This window comes from Ezakiella sp. (genome assembly GCF_034180565.1).
Classification (GTDB): domain Bacteria; phylum Bacillota; class Clostridia; order Tissierellales; family Peptoniphilaceae; genus Ezakiella.
Window position 1 is genome coordinate 114,526 of sequence record NZ_JAXFOB010000022.1, and the last position, 24,367, is coordinate 138,892.

Consider the following 24,367-nt stretch of genomic DNA (forward strand, 5'->3'; position numbering starts at 1 on the left):
CGACTTATGTCGGTCTTTTTTACATAAATTATCGATGAACGGTTTTACTGCCACATAAATATCATAGAGCTAATATTATGGAGTCTATTTTATACAAATAGTAGTTGAGGACATTCCGAAAATATTGCACTAAATCGTTTCATATTGTAAAATTTGTAAATTTATATTATAATAAAGAATGAAATATATTTTACAGGAGTTAATTATGTTTAAATTGAAGAAACAAAAATTGTTTATTGTGTTTGTTTTGGTAATGCTAATAGTCGGCGGTGGAGTTATTGAGGCAGCTCAAATTGAGTTTAAGGACATTTCAGGTCACTGGGCTAAGGATATTATCTTACAGACTGCAAGTAAGGGATTTATAAACGGTTATGAGGATGGGAAATTCAAACCGGACAATATGATTTCTGTAAAGGAAGCACTTGCAATTTTGGGAAGATATGCCATGTCGAATCAAGAATTGGTAAATAATCAAGTTGCTGACTACCAAATTGAACCGAACAGTAAAAACTGGGGATTTATAGAAGTAAATTTTGCAATGGACAGAATGCCTTTGAATATTTTTGAGGGTTCTGAAACTTCAAGGGCAATCACAAGAGAGGAAACGGCATATATTATAAACCATTTATTTAAAGGAATAGACGGTACCGGAATAGTATATATTAAAGATATTGAAAATTCACGATTTAAGAATGAAATATTAAATCTGGTTTTTGCAGGAATAATAAATGGATTTCCGGATGGAACTTTTAAACCGACACTTCAAATTACAAGAGCGGAACTCACCAGTCTTATTTTTAAGCTTGAAAAAAATCATACAAGCCTCGGAAAAACTGAAAATGCTTCCAATGAAAACAATTTAACTGTTGATTTGATTGAGGATAATCATAATAACGAAGTTATTACGAACGGGAATGAATCGATAGAGTCTAAGGCTACGGAAGATATATCGAACAATAATATTACAGATGGCAATCAAACAAATAGTAATAATTTTGTTTATCCTAAAAATTTTACCGAGCTCTTTAATAGCGGCAAAGTTATAGATTTTGATGAGCTAAGAGATGAATTTATGTATTTGTTGAATAAAGAGAGAGAATCGAACGGCGTGGAGCCGCTTACGCTTGGAGAACACCTTAGAAGGGGAGTTGAGACCAGGGCGAGGGAACTTGCTGAAAACGGTTATCATAGAACGGGTAAAAATTACGACCAACCACATAAGAGACTTGACGGGGTAAGAGGATTTAGAACAGCGTTTGATTATTTGCCGTCTTATGATAGGTGTAATGCTTGCTCGCTTGGAGAAAACGTTCTTGTTTACACATATATGCCGGGTAATGAAAGATATTTACCGAATGACCCGAAATACGTCACAGATGTAAAAGCAATTGCAGAGTACATGTTCGATATTTGGAAGGATAGCCCCGGACATTACAAAAATATGATGAGTTCGGATTATAAGACTACATGGATTGATGTTAAGATAAGTGACTTGATTTATCATTATGGGTCAAAACAGTTGGATTATCCGATACATGCAATTCTTGCAGTTCAAGTTTTCGATTCGGAAAGATAAAACAAAAGAAAAAAATAATATGAAATTTCAGAAGACCTGTTTAAAAATAGGTCTCTTTTTGTTTGAAAATATTTGCGGTTTACTATATAATTAGTTTTAGATTATTTTTTCAGGAGAATTTTTATGAAGCAGAAAAATATATTTATATTTATTTTAATTTCACTATTTATTTTCGGTTGTAAAAAGCCACCGGAAGTAGAAGAATCGGAGAATGTTACGCCGATAAAGGTCGGGGTTTTGGATCACGGTTATTATGCTGATAAAGGCTTTGTGGACAGGGTTGTTTCGAGTTTAAATAACAATTTTAATATCGATGCTAAGAAGCTCACAATAGACGAAACGCAGCATTTCAATTTGGAGGATTCGGAGCTTATTTTTGGTATCGGGACTGTTATGAATGAATTTTTTCCGGCGATTTGCGACAAGTATCCGGATAGGACTTTTGTGCTTCTCGATTCTGTTTCAAATGAAAAGCGTGAAAATTTGAAGGAAATTGCAATTAAGCGTGAAGACGCGGCATTTCTTGCCGGTATTATAGCTTCTAAGATTTCTGAAAACAGGAAAGTTTTATTTGTAGGTGGAGAGAAGATTCCTTTAGTTGAGAGCGTCGAGTATGGATTAAAGAGCGGAGTAAATTATCTTGAATCTGAAAATCCTGTTGAGTATAATGTGGATTATTTAAATTCTTTTCATGATGTCGATGCTATGAGTGAGCTTTTAAATCGCTTTAAGAACAGTGGAGCGGATGTTATTTTGAGCGTTTCGGGAGATGCGGATATAAAAGCAGAAGATGCAAGTTATAAATTGATAAAGTTTGATGATTATATGTCGAGTGTATCGGTAAGACCTGATATTTCAATAACTGTGGATTATGCACGTGCGATAAAAAAATTTTTAGAAAATGAAGCTATGGAGTTTTCAGAGTATTCATTAGATGATGATGTAGTTTTTATTGATTCAAAGAATTATTTGAATGAGGAAGATTTGAAAACGATTGAAAATATAAAAGAGGATATAATTAGCAAAAAAATTGTGGTTCCATACGATTCGGAATCATATAAGCTTTATATAAACAAAAAATTAAAATAAATTTGTTAAAAAGAGAGATAAATTAGAACCTAGGTAAATAATTTATCTTTTTTTATTTTTATGCGAACATTAGAAAATTTAATCAATATATGGTATAATATATGTGTGAGAGCACATTTCAGTTTGTGCAAATGATTTCCATGTGGAAATGAATTTTTAAGGAGGAACTTAAATGAAAGTTGGTATTAATGGCTTTGGCCGTATCGGACGCGATGTAGCGAGAATTCTTTTGGAAGGTAGACATCCTGGTTTGGAATTGGTACACATAAATGCAAGCGGCAATCTTGACGATTTGGCTCATTTATTCAAATATGATTCACTTTATGGAAAATTACCTCATGAAATAAAAGCAACGGAAACCGGATTTGTTATTGACGGAAAAAGCATTAATTTCACTCAAGAACGTGACCCTGAGAAGATTGACTGGTCAAAAGACGGAGTTGAAATAGTAATTGACGCAACGGGCGCTTTCAAGGATATGGAAGGTCTTGGAAAGCATCTCCGCGGAACAGTTAAGAAGGTTATTTTGACAGCTCCGGGCAAAAATTTGGACAATACAATTGTTATGGGTGTAAACGATGACACTTATGACAAAAACACACAAAATATAATTTCTAATGCAAGCTGTACAACAAACTGTTTGGCACCGGTTGCAAAGGTTATCGAAGATGTATTCGGTATCGAAAGAGGTCTTATGACAACTGTTCACGCTTACACAGGTGACCAAATGCTTTTGGACAGCAGACATAAAAAAGATAGAAGAAGAGCAAGAGCTGCGGCAATGTCTATGATTCCTACAACTACAGGGGCTGCAAAGGCTGTTGCACTTGTTATTCCGTCACTCGAAGGAAAATTGACAGGTTATGCACTTCGTGTTCCTACACCGACTGTTTCAGTAGTTGACGTTGTTTTGGAACTTAAGAAACCTGCAACGGTTGAAGAGGTTAACAATGCTCTTAAAGAAGCTGCAAACGGCAAGATGAAGGGAATTTTGGGATATACAGAAGAAGAATTGGTTTCAATCGACTTTACAGGAGATGAAAATTCTTCCATTGTTGACTCAAAACTTACACTTCAAATGGGAGACAATATGTTTAAAATAGTCTCATGGTATGATAACGAATGGGGCTATTCAATGCGTGTTGCCGATTTGGCTCAAATGGTTGCGGAAGCGGAAAAATAAAATGAAAAAGATAGTAACGGATTTAAAGGTTGAAGGACGACGGGTTCTAGTAAGAGTCGACTTCAATGTTCCGATGAAAAACGGAGAAATCACAGACGATTTTCGTATACAATCTTCTCTCAAAACTATAAAGTATTTGATTGATCAAAAAGCACGCGTTATTCTTATGAGTCATTTGGGAAGACCGAAGGGCGAATACAAAAAGGAATTTTCGCTTGCACCTGTAAAGACAAGACTTGAGGAACTTTTGGGACAAGATGTTGTCTTCATTGAAGCAACAACTCCGGCAAATGATTTGACAATTGCCGCAAGTGAAAACTTGAAAAACGGGCAAGTTATGCTTCTTGAAAACACAAGATTTTCACCGGGCGAAGAAAAGAATGACCCTGAATTTGCAAAGCTATTAGCAAAACATGCGGATTATTTTGTAAATGATGCTTTCGGTACAGCCCACAGAGCCCATGCTTCAAACGTTGGAGTTTCTGAGCTTCTACCTTCTGCAGCGGGTTTTCTCGTGGCAAAGGAAATTGAGTATATCAAGGATAATCTTGACAATCCGCAAAGACCGTTTGTTGCAATTCTTGGTGGGGCAAAGGTTTCGGACAAAATTGGAGTTATTGAAAATCTTTTAAATAAAGTAAATGCAATTTTGATTGGCGGAGCCATGGCAAATACATTTTTAAAAGCAAATGGATATGACATGGGAAAATCTTTGGTTGAGGACGATAAGCTCGAGCTTGCAAAGTCGCTAATTGAGAAGGCTAAAGAGGCGAGAGTTGACTTGGTGCTTCCTGTCGATGTTGTGGTTTCCGAAAGTTTGGACAAGCCAAAGGGTGTTAAGACAGTTTTGCTTGAAGATTTGCCGAAAGACACTATGGCTCTTGACATTGGAAAAATGACAATAAATCTTTTTGCAGATAAGATAAAGAAAGCTAAACTTGTCATTTGGAACGGTCCTATGGGCGTTTTTGAAAATGAAAAGTTCAGCAAAGGAACTTTTGAAATTGCAAAGGCTGTTGCAGAATCGGATGCAATTTCAATTATCGGCGGTGGAGACAGTGCTCTTGCTGTAAAATTGTCGGGATATGAAGACAAGGTCTCACACGTTTCGACAGGCGGCGGAGCAAGTCTTGAAATGATGGAAGGAAAAGAACTTCCGGGAATTGCCGCAATAAGTGATAAATAAAGGTGATAATTTGAGACGTAAAATTTTAGCTGCGAATTGGAAGATGAATATGAGAAGGGATGAAGCAAAATCCCTTCTTTCGTCTATAAAGAAAATGGAGATTAAAGAGGGAAGAGAAGAGATCGTTTTTGTTCCTTCGGTATATCTTGAAATGTGCGAAAATGCTTTAAAAGATACAAAGGCTCACTATGGGGCTCAAAATGTCTATTCGAAGGAAAAAGGGGCGTTTACGGGCGAAATAAGTGCGCTTCAAGTTAAGGACTTCGGTGCGGAGTATGTTCTTGTAGGACACAGCGAAAGAAGAACTATTTTTAATGAAGACGGAAAGTTTTTAAATGAAAAAATTAAAATGATTCTTTCCGCAGGCTTAACACCTGTTTTATGTGTGGGTGAGCCGCTTTCAGAAAGAGAAAATAAGACTTATGAGGCATATCTTTACAAGGAACTTAAAGAAGCCATGGACGGCGTTTCGATTGAAGATGCGAAAAAAATAATTTATGCATATGAGCCGATTTGGGCAATCGGAACGGGCAAAACGGCAAAAATCGGAGAAATCAAAAAGACTCTTGAGTTTTTAAGAAACACACTTGACTATATGTATGAAGGAGTCAAGGAAGATGTTCATCTTTTATACGGCGGAAGTGTAAACAAGGACAATATAGATGAAATAGTAAATACCGATCATGTGGATGGAGTTTTAGTAGGCGGAGCTTCACTCAAGGCAGATGATTGGGAAAGAATTCTAAATTTTGAGGTGAAATAAATGAGTTATATCTTAGATGTACATGCAAGGGAAGTGTTGGATTCAAGAGGAAATCCGACAGTTGAAGTTGACGTTGTAACTGAAAACGGAATAATCGGTCGTGCAATGGTTCCAAGCGGAGCTTCAACAGGCGTTCATGAAGCTTTGGAACTTCGTGACAAAGACAAATCGCGCTATGGCGGAAAGGGAGTTTTAAAAGCTGTTTCAAATGTAAACGATGTAATTGCACCTGAACTTATTGGTCTTTCAGTATTTGAGCAAACTTTAATCGACAGAGTTTTGATTGAACTTGACGGTACAAAATCAAAGGAAAAACTTGGAGCAAACTCAATTTTGGGTGTAAGTATGGCTGTTGCAAGAGCGGCTGCAAACGAACTCCAAATGCCGCTATATAAATATATCGGCGGAGTTAACGCAAAGACTCTTCCGGTGCCGATGATGAATATTTTAAACGGTGGGGAACACGCAAACAACAATGTTGATATTCAAGAATTTATGATTCTTCCTGTTGGCGCAAAGAGCTTCAATGAAGCTTTGAGAATGGGCGCTGAAATTTATCACGAGCTGAAAAATGTTCTAAAGGACAAGGGACTTCAAACGGGAGTTGGCGATGAAGGGGGTTTTGCACCTGATTTAAAATCGAACGAAGAAGCGCTTGAAGTTATTGTTTCTGCTATTGAAAAAGCAGGATATAAGCCGGGAGAAGACGTATATCTCGGACTTGACGTTGCATCCACAGAATTTTATAATGCCGAAAAGAAAATTTATGAAATGAAGGGTGAAGGAAAATCATACACTGTTTCAGAACTCATTTCATATTATAAAAAGCTTATCGACAAATATCCGCTGATTTCAATCGAAGATGCATTTGCAGAAGACGATTGGGAAGCTTGGGAAGAATTTACAAAAGAAGTTGACGGTAAAATCCAACTTGTCGGTGACGACTTGTTTGTAACAAACACGGAAAGACTTGAAGACGGTATCAAGAAGAATGTTGCAAATTCAATTCTAATCAAGTTAAATCAAATCGGAACTCTTACAGAAACAATCGATGCTGTAAAGATGGCAATGAAAGCGGGATATACCGCTGTTATAAGCCACAGATCCGGAGAAACTGAAGACAGCTTTATTGCGGATTTGGCAGTAGCTTTAAATGCCGGACAAATTAAGAGCGGCGCACCTGCAAGAACTGACAGAGTTGCAAAATATAATGAGCTTTTAAGAATTGAAGAAGAACTCGGCGAAGAAGCTGAATATCTTGGACTCAAGACATTCTATAACATAAAATAATTTAATGCCTTCGGAGTAATTCGAAGGTTTACATAATAAACTTGACAGGATATATTTAGTTATGGTAAAATAAATATATCGCGAAGGAGGAACTATGCACAAAGTTATAAAGAATGTACTAAGAGTAACGAGTGCAGTTGCCGTTCTGGCATTTGCAACGTTTGACACAGGTACTGTCATTAACCCGGTACAAGTAACTACACCGAGCGGAAAACAAGCGTCATTTGTTGACGGTGAAAATGTAGAAATAAAAGAATCGAAACCGGAAGGATATGTTGTTTCGAAAAACAATGAAGACATTCTTGTTACAAGAAATAATATCCTAGTTAAAGAAGTGGTTTCAAATAATATTGTAGTTAAGAGAATCACAGCTCTGAAAAAAGATAAAAACACAGAAGAAGCGATAAGATTTTTGTTGGAAGATGAAGAGCTTAGTGTAATTAAGAACGAAGGACAATATTCTTTGGTTAAAACTGAAGACAATCTTACAGGATATGTTTTATCTGAGGACATCTCCGTTTCAGTTATGCCGAAGATTAACCTTGGATTTATTAAAAATGCGTTTGTGTTTGGCGGACGCCAATACAACAAGGATGATGCATTAATTGTCCGTGATTACGAAAATGGAAATTTTGTTTGTCTTGACAACAGTGGAAATATCATTGCTGTTCAAAAAGACAATATCAGATTTCAAGAAGAAATTTTAAACAGAAGCGATGACGAATTAAATAGAGTAAATTTGGCGGAATCAAATAATATTATTTCGATTGCAAAAGCACAACTTGGAAAACCGTATGTGTATGGTTCATCAGGTCCAAGTTCATTTGATTGCAGCGGTTTTTCATCATTTGTTTTTAGACAATTGGGAATAAAACTTCCAAGAACAAGTGTTTCGCAATCCGGATTCGGAAAACCGGTAGACAAGGCAAATCTTCAACCGGGAGACTTGTTGTTCTTTAATACGTCAGGCGCAGGAGTAAGCCATGTTGGAATTTATATCGGAAACGGTCAATTTATTCACGCTGCTTCAGGGATTAATCCCGGCGTTGTAATTGACAAATTAAATTCGAATTATTATATCAGAACTTATGTTAATGCAAGAAGAGTTCTGTAACTAAAAAAGCGGAGTAGTCCGCTTTTTATTTTTAAACGGAGGTATATATGAAAGAGTTAAGAGGTAAGGTAGTAGCTGATAAAATTAAAGCTGAGCTAAAAAATAGAATTGAAGCATTGGAAAAAAATAATATAAATCCGACACTTGCAATTGTAAGAGTCGGCGAAAACGATTCGGACATTTCATATGAAAGGGCGATTTTAAAAGTTTCGGCATCAATCGGTCTCCACACAAAACCAATTGAGCTTCCGGTTTCAATAACCACAGAAGATTTGATTGCTGAAATTGAAAAACTGAATTCCGACAAAAATGTCCATGGAATTTTGATGTTTAGACCGCTTCCGAAATCAATCGATCAAGAAAGAGTCGTAAATGTTGTTGCACCTGAAAAAGATGTTGACGCGATGAACCCTATAAATCTTGAAAAGATATTTGAAGGCGATAAGACCGGACTTGAACCGGCAACGCCACGTGCTGCAGTTGAAATGATAAAAGGACACGGATATAATCTTGACGGAAAAGAAGTTGTAGTTATAAACCGCTCGATGGTTGTTGGAAAGCCGCTTTCAATGATGCTTCTTTCGGAAAATGCGACTGTTACAATTTGTCACAGCCGAACAAAGGATTTAAAAAATCACACAAGAAGGGCGGACTTTGTAGTTACAGCATTGGGAAGACCGGCAACTATAGACAAATCATATTTTACAAATGACTCGATTGTAATCGACGTTGGAGTTGGAACTACTGAAGACGGAAAACTATCGGGCGACGTGGATTATGAAGAAGTTAAAGACTATGTACAGGCAATCACACCTGTGCCGGGTGGAGTAGGCTCAATTACAACTACGATTGTTCTTTCACAAGTTGTAAAAGCATGCGAACAACAAACAAATAAATAAATTGATTTTTACTCACCGTTCATGCGGTGAGTTTTTATGTATTAAGGTTTGAAACATAGTCTATATTTGTGTATTAAATCTATATGGGAAGAAATATCTACAGCTATTTTTCAAAAAAATAGAGAGTCTAAACTCTCCAATTTTATATAAGTAATTCAGTTTTCATTTTCTACGGAATTTTTTACAATTAATTTTATAGTTTTGTATAGATAGTCTTTGTAATCGTCGAAATGCACCGGCTCATCGTGAAGAATGACATTGTAACATGTAGAATTGACAAGTTCTATAACTGTAAATATCATAAGCATCGGGTCCTTGATTTTAATTTTTTCTTTTGTTTCAATACTGTGAATTAGATTTTTAATCTCTTCGATAACATTGTCATTTTGATTTTGACTTTTTAAATATTTTGTTGAAATGAACCCCCAACTTAGGTTTTTTGCAATAAACTCATGAAGCGAGCGGTCATTTTTGAAATATGTTATGATATAATCCACTATAAATAAAATTTTATCAGACAGTTCTAAAGAAAGATTTTCGTCTTTTATTTTCTCATTTAAAATTTTAATTGCATTTTTTATAAGATGCGAGGACTTTTCAACTATTAAAGCATGTCTTATTTCATCTTTGTTGTTGAAGTATAGATAAAATGTTCCCTTGCCGACATTGGCAGTTGTGGTTATTTTTGAAATGGTTGTGTTTTGAAAACCAATAGTTGTAAAAAGCTCATAGGATGCATTTAATAAATTATTTCTTTTATTAGTTTTATTATCTTCAATAGCCATATCGGTCTCCTTTCAGTTTAATACTATCATTTAAAAAAAATTGTGTCAATATGTTGACAAAAATAAAAATTAGTGATATAATTAAAAGTGACCATTGGTCAGTTTGTATGATTAAAACTTTTTATTCTTAAAGATAAATATTGTTTTACCTATGCAAATTAGGTAAAACAATATGTCTTTAAATACTTATGTGAGTTAAAATGAGAAAAGAGGGAAAAATATGGGATTAAAAGATTTTGCTGAAAGAAAAGCAGTTGATGCTTTTGTAAAGCATGAATTAACCAAACTTGAAAAAGATCCACAAGGCACTTTTATTAACCTTATGGGTTATGCAAAAAAGATGAATGTTTTCGAAGATGAAACATTCAACAAGGCAATAAGGGTAGCGGAAGATGATAACAATGGTTGGACGAAGTACGGAATCGATATCGCAAAGAATATTGACAGAAATATTTTGTACAAGACGCTGATGAACTTCGGTTATGAAGCATCTCTTTACGGTTCAAAGATAAGAGAAAAATATAGAGAAGAATGGGGTACAAACTTACCATGGACGATTTTATTCGACCCGACCAGCGCATGTAATCTTCATTGTATAGGATGTTGGGCAGCTGAATACGGCGACAAGCTCAACCTTTCATTTGAGGAAATGGACAGCATTGTACAGCAAGGTAAAGACATGGGAATTTATTTTTATCTTGTTACAGGCGGAGAACCTCTCGTAAGAAAGGACGATTTGATCAAACTTGCTGACAAGCATAATGACTGTTGTTTCCACATATTCACAAATGGAACTTTAATTGATAAAGCTTTTTGTGAAGAAGTAAAGCGTGTCGGAAATATGAACTTTGCTGTAAGTTTGGAAGGATATGAAGACGACAACGACTTTAGACGTGGAAAGGGCGTTTATAAACGAGTTATAGATGCGATGAAACTGATGAAGGAAGAAGGCATTCTCTTCGGAAATGCGGTCTGCTATACCAGCAAAAATGTTGACACTGTTACAAGTGATGAGTTTTTGAAACTTTTGATTGATAATGGCTCAAAATTGATTTGGTATTTCCACTACATGCCTGTTGGAAAAGACGCGGTCGTGGATTTATTACCAACACCGGAACAAAGAAAATATATGGTTCGTAGGATAGAAGAATTGAGAAGTAAAGATGCCGATCCGGCAATACTTGCTTTTGACTTCCAAAACGACGGAAGATTAATTAACGGATGTATTGCAGGCGGAAAAGATTATATGCACATTAATGCAAACGGAGACGTTGAACCATGCGTATTTATTCACTACTCAAGCGCAAATATCAGAGACACGTCTATAAAAGACGCTCTTGCTCAACCGCTTTTCATGGCATATAAGGAAAATCAACCGTTTAACAACAACCACTTCAGACCTTGTCCGATGCTTGAAAATCCGGAAGTTCTAAGAAAAATGGTCAAGGAAACAGGCGCAAAGTCAACTGACCTTATTGCAGCCGAAGATGTTGAAGAATTATGTTCAAAATGCGATCATTACGCAGAGCATTGGAAACAAACTGCAGACGAACTTTGGGATGAATATAAACCTGTAAAGAAAGCATAAGACTTATAAATTCATATAAAAGCTCATCTAAAGATGGGCTTTTTTGTTGCTCGAAAATAAAATAGATTGCTTTTATTTTTGTTAAGATGTATAATTAAATTATACAAATTATCATATTGGAGGTAAGTATGAAAAAGTTTATTTGCATTTTGGCAGCATGTATTGCCATATTGATTTCAAGCAATTCTTCAAAGGCTGAAGGTTACAACTTGTTTATTGATGGAGAGCAAAAACAGGCTGATGTCATTTTGGAAAATTCAAGAACATTTGTTCCACTTCGTTTTATTTCGGAAAATATGGGCTACAAAGTCGATTATGATGCAAAAACGAAGGGCATCAAAATTACAAACGGCACTCAAACTTTGGAACTCAAAGTCGGTTCAAGCGAATATGTAAAAGACGGTGTGAAAGGTTTTATGGACGTAAAGACCTTTATTAGAAATGACAGAACATTCGTTCCGCTCAGATTCTTCGGTGAAGCGTTTTCTAAGAACGTCGGTTGGGATCAAGCATCGGGCTCTGTTTATATCGGTGTAAAACCTGAAAAATTCCCTATGCAAAAAACAAGTGAATATACAGCAAAAGAATTTCCAAAATTCGGTGTTAAATTAATTTTGCCGCCGAAATTTGACGACAAAATGTTTATTAAGGAATCGGATGATGGTGAGCGTCTTGAAATTCACAGCAAATTTGTTGATGCATATAAAAAAGGTGCAGGATTTGTTCAAGCATATTATCTGAGCAACACATATAATCCTGAATATGAAGATATGGGAATGAAAGTTGAGTTTTATTCGGAAAACAAATATTTGATTAATCAAGGCAGCATGGACTTTTTCACCTCAAGTGGTGTATATTATAACGATATGAGAGAATGCTTTAAAATTGCGGACCAAATTATTATTGTTCCGCTAGCACCGGCTTTACCGGAAGGAAAGAATGTAAGCGCAGATGTTAAAAATGGAAATCTTGTATATAAATTTGGAAATCCGCAAGTAACGGTAGAAGTTCCTCTAAACAATCTTAAGGATATCAAGGTTAAATTGTACGAAATAGGACTTGGTTTTTACGATTTAAAAAATTTCTACGGTGCAGGCGGAAGACTTTTTGATATAGTCCAATTTAAAGGCGAATCGGAATCTCCGAATAATTTGTTGTCAGTTGATAACGGCATGTCGCTTAGAAAAACAGGCCCTAGTGATGTACAATACAGAGACGATGTTCCTGAACTCAAAAAATCTTATTTCGACAAGATGACACTTTTGGAAAATTCTGTTGTTGTTAAAGTCGGAAATAAAACATTGAAACCGAACAAAAGAATATAAATTTTATTCTTTATAGAATTAAATAGGATGATTGAGACAATCGCTCAATAAAAATGCAGGTATTATGCCTGCATTTTTTATTAGAATTTTAAATACGAACATTTTATTTAAATCGGTTATTTCTCAAAATTATATATTTTTTGTGTGATATGAACTTGTATTCTTTTTAAAAATTTAAGAACTTTATTACGTTTTGATTTAACTTTTAAAATAGTGGGTATATAGAAGGTTAGTAAAGGTCAAAAAAACTTTTAAACAGATTTACAGATAAGATGATAGGAAGGGGTTGAAATTTTTGGCAGGGTTATCCAATTCGATTGAAGATTTTTTGAATAAGCTTTTAGATGACAATGAAGGAATTGTTGAGCTTAGAAGAAATGAGCTTGCCAATGACTTTAATTGCAGTCCTTCGCAAATTAATTATGTTTTACAAACCAGATTCCAACCGACAATGGGTTATTATATAGAGTCGAGAAGAGGCGGAGGAGGGTATATAAAAATCGAAAGGGTCGAGATTGAAGTCCACGACGGTTTTCTTGAAGAGTTGTTGGACAGTATCGGCGATTCGATTACTTTAAATGCAAGTGAGCAAATTATAGATATTTTGAGCACATATTCTATTATTGATAAAAAGGAAGAAAATTTACTCAAGGCGGCTATGGAGGAGAGGGCGCTCGATATAAAGGGGCAAGACAGAAATGTTTTGCGCGCGACTTTGCTCAGAAATATGATGCTTGCGGTTTTCAAGGAGATTGATTATGAAGAATAGAAATTTGTACAATGACATAAATAGTGGCGAAAATCAGGACAGAGTAGATGTTAATGTTGTTCTTTCCGATGATATTATGAAGTTTATAAAGGGGCTTGAAAAACTCGCACTGGACGAGGATCAAGATGACAACGAAAAGGAATGTCCGAAGTGCCACAGGAAGTGGATGGATATAAATATTCGAATGGATGTAGGGTGCGAAGTTTGCTATAAAGTTTTTAAAAAGGAAATTTCGGAAGCTATGAAGAAGAGAAATCTATATCCGGTACTTCAAAACAAGGACGAGCTTGCGGGACTAAAAAGAGATCTTGAAGTCGCGATAAGGCTTGAGGAATACGAAAAAGCGGAAGAGATAAAGAAAAAGCTTGAGGAGGCGACTCATGGTAATTCAGGGATATAGTTTTGATTTTTTTAGAAATTTAAGAGGTTATAAATATCCGTCCGAGCTTACTTTGGAGGAAAAAAATGCGGTAAGAAATACTCTTCTTTCTGAGATTTCAAAGCTTCCTGTTCCCTTGAGATACATTCCGTCGTATTTGGCTCAAAAAGACGAGGTGGATGCTTTTATGGAAGGAAATCTACTTTCAATGGGCGTTTCAAATGGGGATGCTAGTGTTTTATATGACGATAAGTCGAAAATATTCATCAATATTAATGACACGGAGCATTTATCATTCAGCGGATATACTTTGGAGAATCCGGTAAAAAAATATGAGGAGTTGAGCGGTTATTTAAAGATTTTATCCGAAGATTTGGCATTTCAAAAAGACAGAAATTTTGGATATTTATCCAGTCAGATTCCTCTTTGCGGAAACGGCTTTATGATTGATTCAATCGTTCATATTCCGGCGCTTATGAATTCGAACAAGGTCATGTATATGGTAAACAAGACCATGCGAAGACCGGGGGCGCTTTTGATTCCATACTCAAACAAGGCGGCGGCGAGTGCATTTTTTATAGTGAGATGTATTTCGAAAACTGAGCCGTACAAGGATATAAAATTTATAGAAAATATTGTTGCTGAAATTGAGGTAAAGGAAAGAGCTGAAGCCTACGAGCTGGGGCAAAACAACACTTTTATGGAATTTTTAACAGAACGTATTGAGACGGCAAGAAACAGTGGCAGAATAAGTTCGAGTGATTTTTTGAGGACTGTGGATGATGTTGTTCTCTTCAGAAAAATTATGGGGGCCGAGATTGAAGGCGAGAAAATTAGAAATGCTCTGATAAAAACTCAAGGAAATTATATTTCAAATATGAATTTAGGACAGGATGAAATGGAAGAGTATTTTTACAGTTTGTTATTTGAAGATAAGGAGGGGTTGAATGCTTGATTATTCAAGATTTGATAGAATTGCGAGAGAGGTAATCGAGTACAGTGAAGAAGAGGCGCGAGCTTTAAAGGCTGATGCCGTCGGTACTCACCACATTCTTCTTGCAGCTCTTAAGAGAACGGATACAGAAATTATAAATGTTTTAGCAAGATACGGTCTTGATTATAATAGATTTTACAATGCCCTTGTGGACATAGTAGGAATTGGAGACAGTGAAAGAGTCAATGGGACGACACCGAGTTTTAGAAGGGTCGTTACAAGAGATGTTAAAAGACTAGCAGCCCTTATGAGGGAAAATATGGTCACTCTCGATGTGCTTGTTACCGCTGCGATAAGCGATAATACCGATATTACAGATATGGTTTTAAGAAGTCTTGACTTTGACAAACGTCTTTTTATAAGAAATATGTTGAATCCGGGCGATGAAGATATGGGACCTGACGGACCGAATATGTCTGACGAAGAAATTTTTGAAAATTATACAACAAATTTAAACGAAAGGGCGAAAAGTGGAGAAATTGACCCTGTAATCGGTCGTGAAAAAGAAATCTCCAGGATGATTGAGATTTTATCCAGAAGAACAAAAAACAATCCGACTCTTATCGGTGAACCGGGCGTCGGCAAGACAGCGGTTGTTGAGGGGCTGGCGGAAAGAATTGTCTCGGGAGATGTGCCGTTTTACCTTAAGGACAAGATTGTTTATAAGGTCGACTTGACGATGCTTGTCGCCGGAACAAAATACAGAGGAGATTTTGAAGACAGAATCAAAAAACTTCTTGAAAGGGCGAAAAGCGACGACACAGTTATTCTCTTTATAGATGAAATTCACAATATTGTTGGCGCCGGCGGCTCCGAGGGAAGCCTTGATGCATCGAATATTTTAAAACCTTATCTCGAAAGAGGAGATATTCAAATTATCGGAGCAACCACTTTTGATGAATACAGAAAATATATTGAGAAGGACTCCGCCCTCGAAAGAAGGCTTCAAACAATAACGGTTGAAGAACCGACTGTTGAGGAAACAATAAAGATTTTAAAAGGCATAAGAAAGAAATTCGAAGAATATCACAGGGTTAAGATTACTGACGAAGCGCTCATTGAGGCTGTAACTCTTTCGGAAAGATATCTCACAGAAAGATTTTTGCCGGACAAGGCAATTGACGTCATGGACGAAGCGATGAGTAAAAAGCGCACAAAAGTAAAGGGCGAAGATTCATCGAAGATTCTTAAAGAACAATTGGAGTCTATAATTGAAGAGAAGAAAGCTGCTGTTTTAAAACAGGACTTTTTGCGCGCAGCTCGATTGAGAGATGAGGAAAGAGTTGTTGAGGACAAGATTTCAAAGGATTCACTTGAAGCCTCAAACAAATATGAGGTGGTGGACAACTCTGTAATCGAAGAAGTTGTGTCAACTTGGAGCGGAGTTCCGGTTTCTCAAATGACTGACAATGAACTTTTAAAATTGAGAAATTTTGAAAAGAATTTAAGCGATAAAGTCATTGGGCAAGGGGAAGCGATTTCCGTAATTGACAGAGCTATAAAGAGGTCAAAAGTTGGACTTAAAGACCCGAATCGTCCGATTGGAAGCTTTTTATTTGTTGGACCGACAGGCGTTGGAAAGACATATCTTGCAAAGAGGATTTCGTTTGAACTCTTTGGCGACGAAAATAAAATGACTGTAGTCGATATGAGTGAATTTATGGAAAAACATAGTGTTTCAAAACTTATCGGTTCGCCTCCGGGATACGTCGGATATGAAGAAGGCGGAAGACTTACCGAATCGGTGAGAAAGAATCCTTATCAAGTTATTTTGTTCGACGAAATTGAAAAAGCACATCCTGATATTTTCAATGCTCTTCTACAAATTTTGGAAGAGGGAAGACTCACGGATAGCAAAGGAAAAGTCGTTGATTTTAAAAACACTGTTATTATCATGACTTCAAACGCAGGGACATCGGATCTAAAGAAAAAGAACACCTATGGATTCGGTGGCGGTGAAGAGACGGAAAATGAAGCGATTAAAGGCAAGGTTGAAAAAGCGCTTAAAGAAATGTTTAAGCCTGAATTTTTGAATCGTGTCGATGAAATTGTTGTCTTTAACACACTCAATCAGGAATCTGTAAAGAAAATTGTAAATCTTGAAATCGAAAAGATAAAATCAAGAATTAAAGATAAATATGAACTTGAAGTCACTGATGATTTCTTGACTCATGTGGCGAAAGAAGGCTATAGCGACACTTACGGTGCAAGACCTATTAAGAGAGTTTTGATGAAGTCGCTTGAAGATGTTATTTCGGAAGAAATTGTACGCGGTCAAATCAAACCGGGGGATAAAGTTGTTCTCGACTTCAAGGACAAAGTTGTGGTAAATAAGGAATAGTATGGCTAAGAATAATTTATTCAGATGTACGGAGTGCGGATACGAATCAATCGGCAGTTTCGGAAAGTGTCCCGGTTGCGGCAAATGGGGAACGATGGTTGAAAAAGAGCCGGAGCCGTCAAAGAGCACAAATGTAAAAGGTAAACGAAATATCGGGAGCGGCGTTGTTTCAAAACTTTCAGAAGTTAAGGGTTTAAATTCGGACCGCGTTATGTCAAATATAAATGAACTCGACAGAGTTATGGGTGGCGGAATCGTTAGAGACTCCGTCACCATATTAACCGCACGACCTGGAGCAGGAAAAAGTACACTCTTACTTCAACTTTCAAACAAACTCGGCGAACTTGGATACAAGGTTTTGTATGCGAGCGGTGAAGAAAGCGAAAGTCAAATAAAAAAGAGAGCGGAAAGAATTTTAGACAAAACTTCGGATAATCTCTATGTTATAAGCAGCAACAGTTTGAATGAAGTTGAACTAAGTGTGAGAAGAATGGCTATTGATGTTTTGATTGTTGACTCTATTCAAACTTTTGTTCTTGATGAATATTTGCCGAGTAGAGCCGGAAGTCCTACGCAAAGCCTTGAATGTGCATATAAATGCGTAGAAATTGCGAAAGACAAAGAGAATCCTAGAATTGTTTTTCTCGTGGGACAAATGAATAAGGAAGATGAATTGTCGGGGCTTCGCTCAATAGAGCATTTGGTCGACACTGTTTTGTATATTGAAGGTGAGAAGGGAGAATCGTTAAGATCTCTTGTCGCAACAAAAAATAGATATGGCTCGACCGGAGAGATGGGTTTTTTCCAAATGGAGGACAAGGGACTTATTTCGATTGATAATCCATCAGAATACTTTATGACTACGAGAGAAAGTCCGGTCAAAGGCTCGGCGCTTGGAGCAATTAAAGAAGGTTCACGTCCGATTGTGCTTGAGGTTGAAAGCCTTATGAGTAAATCTTTTACTCCATATCCGTCGAGGATAACGGACTCAATAAAAAAAGATAGTTTAAACATTTGCATAAGCATTCTTGAAGACACTATGAATTTAAAACTTTTTGACCAAAATGTTGTGCTTAAAGCGGTTGGCGGTTTTAGAACATTTGATCCGTCATTAAACTTTGCAATTATAATGAGCATAGCAAGTTCTTATTATGGAAAACCGCTTAACAAAGACGTCGTTTTCATAGGAGATGTTGCACTCACGGGCGAAATTAGAAAATCTCAAAGTCTGTCGGAGAAAATTAAAGAGGCGGACAGGACCGGAGTAGAGGAAATTGCAATTGGCGATAGGAACGCTGATTTTAAAGCGTCAAATGCAAAAGTTGTAAAATTTAAGAATATATCTGAGGCGATTTCCCATTATTTGAAATAGTTATAGCATTGAAATTTCGATATTTCAATGCTTTTTTTATTGCAAAATATTAATATTTATGTTAAAATAAAAGTATGGAAAGTGTTCTTTCGGGAGGAAATTATGAAGAAAAAATTTATTTATTTAGCTATAATTTTTATATTTTCAATAACCGGATGTAAAGATAACAGTGAGGAATTGCTTAGATTTAAGATGAGCGAAGACGAACTTGAACAAGAGGACACTATAGAAGAAAAAAGCGAGAAAAAAGATGAACTTTTGATTGTTCATGTAAGCGGAAGCGTTAAAAGAGCCGGCGTTTATCAACTTGAAAAGGACAAGCGCATTATCGATGCGATTGAGAAAGCGGGCGGAATGTTGGAAGAAGCGGATTCCGATGTGTTAAATCTCGCGGAAAAGATTAAAGACGGGATGAAGATTTATGTGCCGAAAAAAGGGGAGAAGCCTACGACGAGCACAAATCTGAAATCTCAAAGTTATATAGATTTAAATTTGGCTGAAAAAGAGGAGCTTATGACTCTTCCGGGAGTCGGCGAAAAAACGGCTGACAAAATTATTGCCTATAGAGAGGCGCAGCCATTTGAAAAAGTTGATGATTTACTAAAAGTCTCCGGTTTCGGGAAAAAGAAAATGGAGGCTCTCAAGGGTTTGATTGCTGTTGGAGGGGAAATATATGAGTGATGTAAAATTAACGCAATATGCAAAGACAAGCGGCTGAGCGGCAAAAGTCGGTCCCGACATATTGTCGCAAGTTTTGCGAGGAATAACAAAAAATGTAATTTCAGATGATAAATTATTGGTTGGAATTGAAACGTCGGATGACGCGGCGGTTTATGATTTGGGAAATGATAATTTATTAATAACGACTCTCGATTTTTTCACTCCGATTGTTGACGATCCATATACATTTGGACTCATAGGAGCTGCCAACTCATTGTCTGACGTTTATGCAATGGGCGGATATCCGAAGATGGCTATGAATATCGTTTGTTTCCCGAACTGTTTGGACCCGTCTATTTTGCAGGAAATTTTAAGGGGAGGTTTCGACAAGATGATGGAAGCGGAATGTCTTTGTGTCGGAGGGCACACGGTTCAAGACGATGAGCCGAAGTATGGGCTTTCGGTTTCAGGTTTTTGTCACAAGAAGGACCTTTTAAGAAACAGTTCTGCAAATGAAGGGGATCTCGTCATAATGACAAAGCCGATCGGCACAGGCGTATTGACCACGGCTATAAAAGCGGGTTTTGCAAAACAGGATGAAATCGACGAAGTTGTAAAATCGATGAGTACACTTAATGCATTCGGTTTAAAAGCTATTGAAGAGGGCGGAGGCGCAACGGCGGCAACAGATATTACGGGCTTCGGACTTGCCGGACACCTTATTGAAATGCTTGACGGTGCCGATCTTTCTTGCGATTTATACACAGATAAACTTGTTGCAATAAAGAGTGCACACAACTACGCTGAAATGGGACTGGTTCCAAAGGGAACATATGATAATAAAAAATATTTTTCAAATAGATATGAATCGATGCACAACGATTTTATAGATGACTTGGTTTTTGACCCTCAAACATCAGGCGGCCTTTTAATTACTGCCGATGAAAAGAGGGCGAATAAAATTATGCAAGCCCTTAGAGACTCCGAATATCCGGGAGCTATTATCGGCGAAGTCACAAAGAAAAGAGAAAAACGACTTTATGTAAAGTAGGTGTTGTATGTATAGTAAAATTCCTAAGATGGACGAAATTTTAGGTCGTGATAAAATAAAAGAATTATCCGAATCTGTTGATATTGAAGCGATAAAAGATATTGCAAATGAAATTTTAAACGGATTTAGAAATGATATAAGAAATGGAATAACGGAAGATGAACTCGATAAAAAAATAGAAAGACTTGACGATGACATAGTTTCTTCATTTTCAAGTTTAAGAGAGGACCGCCTGAGACCTCTTGTCAATGCTACGGGAACTGTTATTCACACAAATCTCGGAAGGAGTTTAATCAGCAAGGATATGGTCGCTTCTATTGAAAACATTCTTCTCGGTTACTCGAATCTCGAGTTTGACCTCGAAAGAGGAGTGAGAGGACTTAGATATTCTCACATTGAAAGCCTTATTACAAAAGTTACGGGTGCTGAAGCGGCAATGGTTGTAAATAACAACGCCTCGGCTGTACTTTTGGTTCTTTCGGAGTTTGCGAAGGGAAAAGAAGCTATTATAAGCCGCGGTGAATTGATTGAAATCGGCGGAAGCTTTAGAATCCCTGATGTTATGGAAGCAAGTGGTTGCGAGCTTAGAGAAGTTGGAACTACAAATAAAACGCATCTTTTTGATTATGAAAGAGCAATTAATGAAAATACGGGTGTTATTTTAAAAGTTCACACCTCAAACTATAGAGTTGTCGGTTTTACCGAAGATGTAAAATCGCATGAACTGAAATCTTTGGCAGATGCAAATGGATTGCCGCTCATTGAAGATTTGGGAAGCGGAGTTCTTGTAAATTTGGAAGAATACGGCCTCATGCATGAGCCGACTGTTCAAGAGTCCGTGGAAGCCGGAATCGACATTATAACGTTCAGTGGTGACAAACTTTTGGGCGGACCGCAAGCCGGAATTATTATCGGAAAGAAAAAATATATCGACAGATTGAAGAGAAATCAATTGACGAGAGCCCTCAGAGTCGACAAGATGACGATAAAGCTTTTAGAAGAGATTTTTAAAGTTTATGTTTATGAAAAAAATCCGGTTGAAAAAATTCCAACACTGAATATGATTACAAAGTCTAAAGAAGCTATTCTTGAAGATTCAAAAAAAGTTTCGAAGGGTCTTAAAAAACTGGGATATGAAGTTGAGATTGTGGAGGATTATTCTGAAGTCGGCGGAGGCAGTCTTCCGACGGAAGAGCTTCCGACATATGTAGTCAAGGTTTCCCACGATGAAATTTCGGAAGGTGAGATGGATTACAGACTAAGACATTTGAAATATCCGGTAGTCGGTAGAATCCACAAGGAATATTTTATTATAGACCCGAGAACTTTTATTGATGGTGATGTCAAAAGAGTTATTTCAGCTTTTGAGGAAATTAAGGAGAGTTAATGAAACATTTTATAATTGGAACCGCCGGTCACATTGACCACGGGAAAACATCACTTATAAGAGCTCTTACAGGTAGAAATACGGATAGATTGTCCGAAGAACAAAAAAGAGGCATAACAATAGATTTAGGATTCACATACTATGACGATGAGTCCGGAGTGAGGGTTGGAATCGTCGATGTGCCGGGACATGAAAAGTTTGTAAAAAATATGTTGTCCGGCGTTCACGGAATGGATCTCGTGCTTGTAATTATAGCGGCGGATGAAGGAATTATGCCGCAAACTGTTGAACATCTCAATATTTTAAATTTGCTTGGAGTCGACAAGGGGATAATTGTAATTACAAAGACCGATATGGTCGAAAAGGATTGGATGGAACTTGTTTTAGACGACGTCAAGGACTATATTTCTCATACTTTCTTAAAAGATGCTCCGATTGTACCGGTTAGCTCAAAAACGGGAGAGGGCATTGACGAACTGAAATCAGTAATCTCAAAATTTGTGAGTGAAATGCCTGAAAATGTCAACAAAGGCGAAGGGGTTCTTCCCGTTGACCGCGTATTTACACTAAAAGGCGTGGGAACGGTTGTTACCGGAACACAAACACATGGCGAGTTTAAAATAAATCAGGATATTTTCATTTATCCGGAAATGATTGAAAGTAAAATTCGCTCAATTCAAGTTCACGGTGAGGATATGAATGAAAGTTTCAGCTCGCAACGTGTGGCAATGAATCTTGCAAATGTTAAAAAAGAAGATATAAAAAGAGGCTCCGTCATTTCGGTTAAGGACCACTTACTTGTGTCAAATCTGATTGACGTTAAGCTAAAATGCATTCCTGATGCAAAGTATTCGATAAAAAACAGGTCGCGCGTGAGATTTCATATTGGAAGCGAAGAAACGCTTGCAAGAGTTATTCTTCTTGACAGAGGAGAACTTAAGCCGGGAGAAGAATGCTACGCACAGCTTCTCCTGCAAGATGAAATTGTTGCAATGCGAAAAGATAAATTTATTGTCAGATTTTTCAGTCCGGTCATAACGATTGGCGGCGGAGAAATTTTGGAACTAAAACCGAGCAAGAAAAAGAGATTTAGAGAAGAGTCGATTGAGCTTATTAAAAATAAAGACACGGACGACATTTCCGAGTCAATCGAAGCAATTCTTGCTGACAGAGGAACTGACTTTGTCACAAAGTCTGAGCTTTCAAAGCTCATTTCGCTGCCTGAGGAAGATATTATAGGCGACATTGAAAATCTGGAAGATGAAGGCATTATCGAAACGATTGGAGAGAACTATCTTGTTCTCTCTTCGGAAATAAAGCGCATACAAAACGGAGTTATAGAATATCTCGAAGAATATCATAAAAAATTCCCGCTAAGACTTGGAGTTTCACTTGAAGAAATTAGACAAAAGTTTTTAAGAGGCTTGAATCAAAAGATTCAAGATTCATTTTTAAATCGTATAAGCGCGGACAAGGATATCATAATCGACGACAATTTGGTTCTTTTGAGTACATTCTTTAGAACATATACCGATGCTGAACAAAAGAAAATTGATGAAATTGTGGAATTTATGAAAAAAGAAGATCGACTCTACAAAAAAGATGAATTAGATGGAGCGCCGATTGATTTAATAAATGCAATGATCAAGGATAAAATCTTAATTGAGATGTCAAAAGAAGTTATGCTTTATGAATATTATCTCAAATGCACCGACACGCTTTTTAAGTTGTTCAATGAACATGATTCTATAAATGTTAAGATTTTCAGAGATGAATTGGGAACAAATAGAAAGACGGCGGTAGCGCTTTTGGAATATTATGATGCTAAAAAGATTACCAGAAGACAGGGTGATGAAAGATTTTTGTTTAAGAGGAAGGATTAATTTTGAGATTATTAATTATAGATGAAAATAGATTGTCAGCCGGAAATCTCGCATATTCAATGGAGCAGGATGATTATGAGGTGAAGATTTGCACGGACCCGAAAAATGAACTTCAGGGTGTTTTGGGTGCAAATTATGACATAATTGTTATGGAACTTGACTATTCAAACATAAACGGGCTCACAATAATTCAAAGTATTAGGCGCACGTCGACTATTCCGATTATAGTTACAACTGAGAACGACGATGACATTCAAAAGATTTTGGCGCTTGAATATGGAGCCGATGATTATTTGATTAAGCCTTACAATATACTTGAATTGAAAGTTCGTATAAAGGCGATAATGAGAAGACTTAAGTCCACGTTTAAGGACACGGATGACATAGATATAAAATTTGATGAATATATTATAAAGCCGGTCGGGCGCGTGCTTGTAAAGGACGACAGCGTAGTTTCCCTTACCGGTAAAGAGTTTGACTTGATATATGTTTTGGGCTCCAACCCCGGAAAAGTTTTTTCAAGAGAAGAACTTATGACAAAAGTTTGGGGCTACGATTACTATGGAGACGTCAGAAGCATTGACGTTCACATAAGAAGAATAAGAGAAAAAATTGAAAAAGAGCCGAAAAACCCTAAGTATTTATTGACGAAATGGGGGCAAGGTTACTATTTTTATGATTATAATAAATAAAGCGTGAGGGGTTTATGAATGTAACATAAATCCCTTGAATT

The 24,367-nt window shown here is 36.8% G+C and carries 21 protein-coding genes; 20 read left to right on the forward strand and 1 reads right to left on the reverse strand.

Annotated elements, in window-relative coordinates:
* Positions 1–205: 205 nt before the first annotated feature.
* From SPI61_RS05065 to SPI61_RS05100, 8 genes are all read left to right on the forward strand, one after another.
* Positions 206–1,576, forward strand: coding sequence for an S-layer homology domain-containing protein (locus tag SPI61_RS05065; protein ID WP_321137032.1), 1,371 nt, complete (start codon positions 206–208; stop codon positions 1,574–1,576).
* Positions 1,577–1,699: 123 nt separating this feature from the next.
* Positions 1,700–2,665 carry a BMP family lipoprotein gene (locus SPI61_RS05070; RefSeq protein ID WP_321137033.1) on the forward strand — a complete coding sequence of 322 codons (966 nt, stop codon included), beginning with the start codon at positions 1,700–1,702 and terminating at the stop codon, positions 2,663–2,665.
* A gap of 172 nt (positions 2,666–2,837) precedes the next feature.
* On the forward strand, positions 2,838–3,848 hold the full coding sequence (gene gap / locus SPI61_RS05075; protein ID WP_321137034.1) for a type I glyceraldehyde-3-phosphate dehydrogenase: 1,011 nt from the start codon (positions 2,838–2,840) through the stop codon (positions 3,846–3,848).
* A gap of 1 nt (position 3,849) precedes the next feature.
* The gene (locus tag SPI61_RS05080) at positions 3,850–5,034 is read left to right on the forward strand and encodes a phosphoglycerate kinase (RefSeq protein WP_321137035.1); all 1,185 of its coding nucleotides are present in this window, start codon (positions 3,850–3,852) and stop codon (positions 5,032–5,034) included.
* Positions 5,035–5,044: 10 nt separating this feature from the next.
* Positions 5,045–5,797 (forward strand): triose-phosphate isomerase, encoded by a 753-nt coding sequence (gene tpiA / locus SPI61_RS05085; protein WP_321137036.1) that lies wholly within the window; start codon positions 5,045–5,047, stop codon positions 5,795–5,797.
* Entirely contained in the window at positions 5,798–7,087 is a 1,290-nt protein-coding gene (gene eno / locus SPI61_RS05090) for a phosphopyruvate hydratase (RefSeq protein ID WP_321137037.1), read from the forward strand. It abuts the gene before it with no gap.
* Between the two features lie 94 nt (positions 7,088–7,181).
* On the forward strand, positions 7,182–8,201 hold the full coding sequence (locus tag SPI61_RS05095; RefSeq protein ID WP_321137038.1) for a C40 family peptidase: 1,020 nt from the start codon (positions 7,182–7,184) through the stop codon (positions 8,199–8,201).
* A 47-nt stretch (positions 8,202–8,248) separates the two neighbouring features.
* Positions 8,249–9,100, forward strand: a complete 852-nt coding sequence (locus SPI61_RS05100) for a bifunctional 5,10-methylenetetrahydrofolate dehydrogenase/5,10-methenyltetrahydrofolate cyclohydrolase (protein WP_321137039.1) — start codon at positions 8,249–8,251, stop codon at positions 9,098–9,100.
* A gap of 155 nt (positions 9,101–9,255) precedes the next feature.
* On the opposite strand, the gene SPI61_RS05105 is transcribed toward SPI61_RS05100, so the two are convergent.
* Entirely contained in the window at positions 9,256–9,885 is a 630-nt protein-coding gene (locus SPI61_RS05105) for a TetR/AcrR family transcriptional regulator (RefSeq protein ID WP_321137040.1), read from the reverse strand.
* A 220-nt stretch (positions 9,886–10,105) separates the two neighbouring features.
* On the opposite strand from SPI61_RS05105, the gene SPI61_RS05110 reads away from it, so the two are divergent.
* From SPI61_RS05110 to SPI61_RS05165, 12 genes are all read left to right on the forward strand, one after another.
* Entirely contained in the window at positions 10,106–11,473 is a 1,368-nt protein-coding gene (locus SPI61_RS05110; RefSeq protein WP_321137041.1) for a radical SAM protein, read from the forward strand.
* Between the two features lie 128 nt (positions 11,474–11,601).
* Positions 11,602–12,798 carry a copper amine oxidase N-terminal domain-containing protein gene (locus SPI61_RS05115; protein ID WP_321137042.1) on the forward strand — a complete coding sequence of 399 codons (1,197 nt, stop codon included), beginning with the start codon at positions 11,602–11,604 and terminating at the stop codon, positions 12,796–12,798.
* Positions 12,799–13,093: 295 nt separating this feature from the next.
* Complete coding sequence (locus SPI61_RS05120) at positions 13,094–13,567, forward strand: CtsR family transcriptional regulator (RefSeq protein WP_321137043.1); 474 nt, start codon at positions 13,094–13,096, stop codon at positions 13,565–13,567.
* Positions 13,557–13,967, forward strand: a complete 411-nt coding sequence (locus SPI61_RS05125; protein ID WP_321137044.1) for a hypothetical protein — start codon at positions 13,557–13,559, stop codon at positions 13,965–13,967. Before SPI61_RS05120 ends, SPI61_RS05125 begins: the two co-directional genes overlap by 11 nt.
* A complete protein-coding gene (locus SPI61_RS05130) occupies positions 13,948–14,901 on the forward strand; it encodes a hypothetical protein (protein WP_321137045.1) in 954 nt (317 codons plus the stop codon). Before SPI61_RS05125 ends, SPI61_RS05130 begins: the two co-directional genes overlap by 20 nt.
* Complete coding sequence (locus tag SPI61_RS05135; RefSeq protein ID WP_321137046.1) at positions 14,894–17,281, forward strand: ATP-dependent Clp protease ATP-binding subunit; 2,388 nt, start codon at positions 14,894–14,896, stop codon at positions 17,279–17,281. Before SPI61_RS05130 ends, SPI61_RS05135 begins: the two co-directional genes overlap by 8 nt.
* A 1-nt stretch (position 17,282) precedes the next feature.
* Positions 17,283–18,653: a DNA repair protein RadA gene (locus tag SPI61_RS05140; protein WP_321137047.1), complete on the forward strand. Its 1,371-nt coding sequence runs from the start codon at positions 17,283–17,285 to the stop codon at positions 18,651–18,653.
* A gap of 102 nt (positions 18,654–18,755) precedes the next feature.
* Entirely contained in the window at positions 18,756–19,334 is a 579-nt protein-coding gene (locus SPI61_RS05145; RefSeq protein ID WP_321137048.1) for a ComEA family DNA-binding protein, read from the forward strand.
* Positions 19,327–20,364, forward strand: a complete 1,038-nt coding sequence (gene selD, locus SPI61_RS05150; RefSeq protein ID WP_321137049.1) for a selenide, water dikinase SelD — start codon at positions 19,327–19,329, stop codon at positions 20,362–20,364. Before SPI61_RS05145 ends, selD begins: the two co-directional genes overlap by 8 nt.
* A gap of 7 nt (positions 20,365–20,371) precedes the next feature.
* A complete protein-coding gene (gene selA / locus SPI61_RS05155; protein ID WP_321137050.1) occupies positions 20,372–21,751 on the forward strand; it encodes an L-seryl-tRNA(Sec) selenium transferase in 1,380 nt (459 codons plus the stop codon).
* The gene (gene selB / locus SPI61_RS05160; RefSeq protein WP_321137051.1) at positions 21,751–23,634 is read left to right on the forward strand and encodes a selenocysteine-specific translation elongation factor; all 1,884 of its coding nucleotides are present in this window, start codon (positions 21,751–21,753) and stop codon (positions 23,632–23,634) included. The genes selA and selB overlap by 1 nt, the downstream gene beginning before the upstream one ends.
* A gap of 2 nt (positions 23,635–23,636) precedes the next feature.
* Positions 23,637–24,326 carry a response regulator transcription factor gene (locus tag SPI61_RS05165; protein WP_321137052.1) on the forward strand — a complete coding sequence of 230 codons (690 nt, stop codon included), beginning with the start codon at positions 23,637–23,639 and terminating at the stop codon, positions 24,324–24,326.
* Positions 24,327–24,367: the final 41 nt, after the last annotated feature.

Coding starts and splice junctions, on each gene's coding strand:
- SPI61_RS05065 (WP_321137032.1), top strand. CDS start 206: ATGTTTAAATTGAAGAAACAAAAATTGTTTATTGTGTTTGTTTTGGTA.
- SPI61_RS05070 (WP_321137033.1), top strand. CDS start 1,700: ATGAAGCAGAAAAATATATTTATATTTATTTTAATTTCACTATTTATT.
- gap (WP_321137034.1), top strand. CDS start 2,838: ATGAAAGTTGGTATTAATGGCTTTGGCCGTATCGGACGCGATGTAGCG.
- SPI61_RS05080 (WP_321137035.1), top strand. CDS start 3,850: ATGAAAAAGATAGTAACGGATTTAAAGGTTGAAGGACGACGGGTTCTA.
- eno (WP_321137037.1), top strand. CDS start 5,798: ATGAGTTATATCTTAGATGTACATGCAAGGGAAGTGTTGGATTCAAGA.
- SPI61_RS05095 (WP_321137038.1), top strand. CDS start 7,182: ATGCACAAAGTTATAAAGAATGTACTAAGAGTAACGAGTGCAGTTGCC.
- SPI61_RS05100 (WP_321137039.1), top strand. CDS start 8,249: ATGAAAGAGTTAAGAGGTAAGGTAGTAGCTGATAAAATTAAAGCTGAG.
- SPI61_RS05105 (WP_321137040.1), bottom strand. CDS start 9,885: ATGGCTATTGAAGATAATAAAACTAATAAAAGAAATAATTTATTAAAT.
- SPI61_RS05110 (WP_321137041.1), top strand. CDS start 10,106: ATGGGATTAAAAGATTTTGCTGAAAGAAAAGCAGTTGATGCTTTTGTA.
- SPI61_RS05115 (WP_321137042.1), top strand. CDS start 11,602: ATGAAAAAGTTTATTTGCATTTTGGCAGCATGTATTGCCATATTGATT.
- SPI61_RS05125 (WP_321137044.1), top strand. CDS start 13,557: ATGAAGAATAGAAATTTGTACAATGACATAAATAGTGGCGAAAATCAG.
- SPI61_RS05130 (WP_321137045.1), top strand. CDS start 13,948: ATGGTAATTCAGGGATATAGTTTTGATTTTTTTAGAAATTTAAGAGGT.
- SPI61_RS05135 (WP_321137046.1), top strand. CDS start 14,894: ATGCTTGATTATTCAAGATTTGATAGAATTGCGAGAGAGGTAATCGAG.
- SPI61_RS05140 (WP_321137047.1), top strand. CDS start 17,283: ATGGCTAAGAATAATTTATTCAGATGTACGGAGTGCGGATACGAATCA.
- SPI61_RS05145 (WP_321137048.1), top strand. CDS start 18,756: ATGAAGAAAAAATTTATTTATTTAGCTATAATTTTTATATTTTCAATA.
- selA (WP_321137050.1), top strand. CDS start 20,372: ATGTATAGTAAAATTCCTAAGATGGACGAAATTTTAGGTCGTGATAAA.
- selB (WP_321137051.1), top strand. CDS start 21,751: ATGAAACATTTTATAATTGGAACCGCCGGTCACATTGACCACGGGAAA.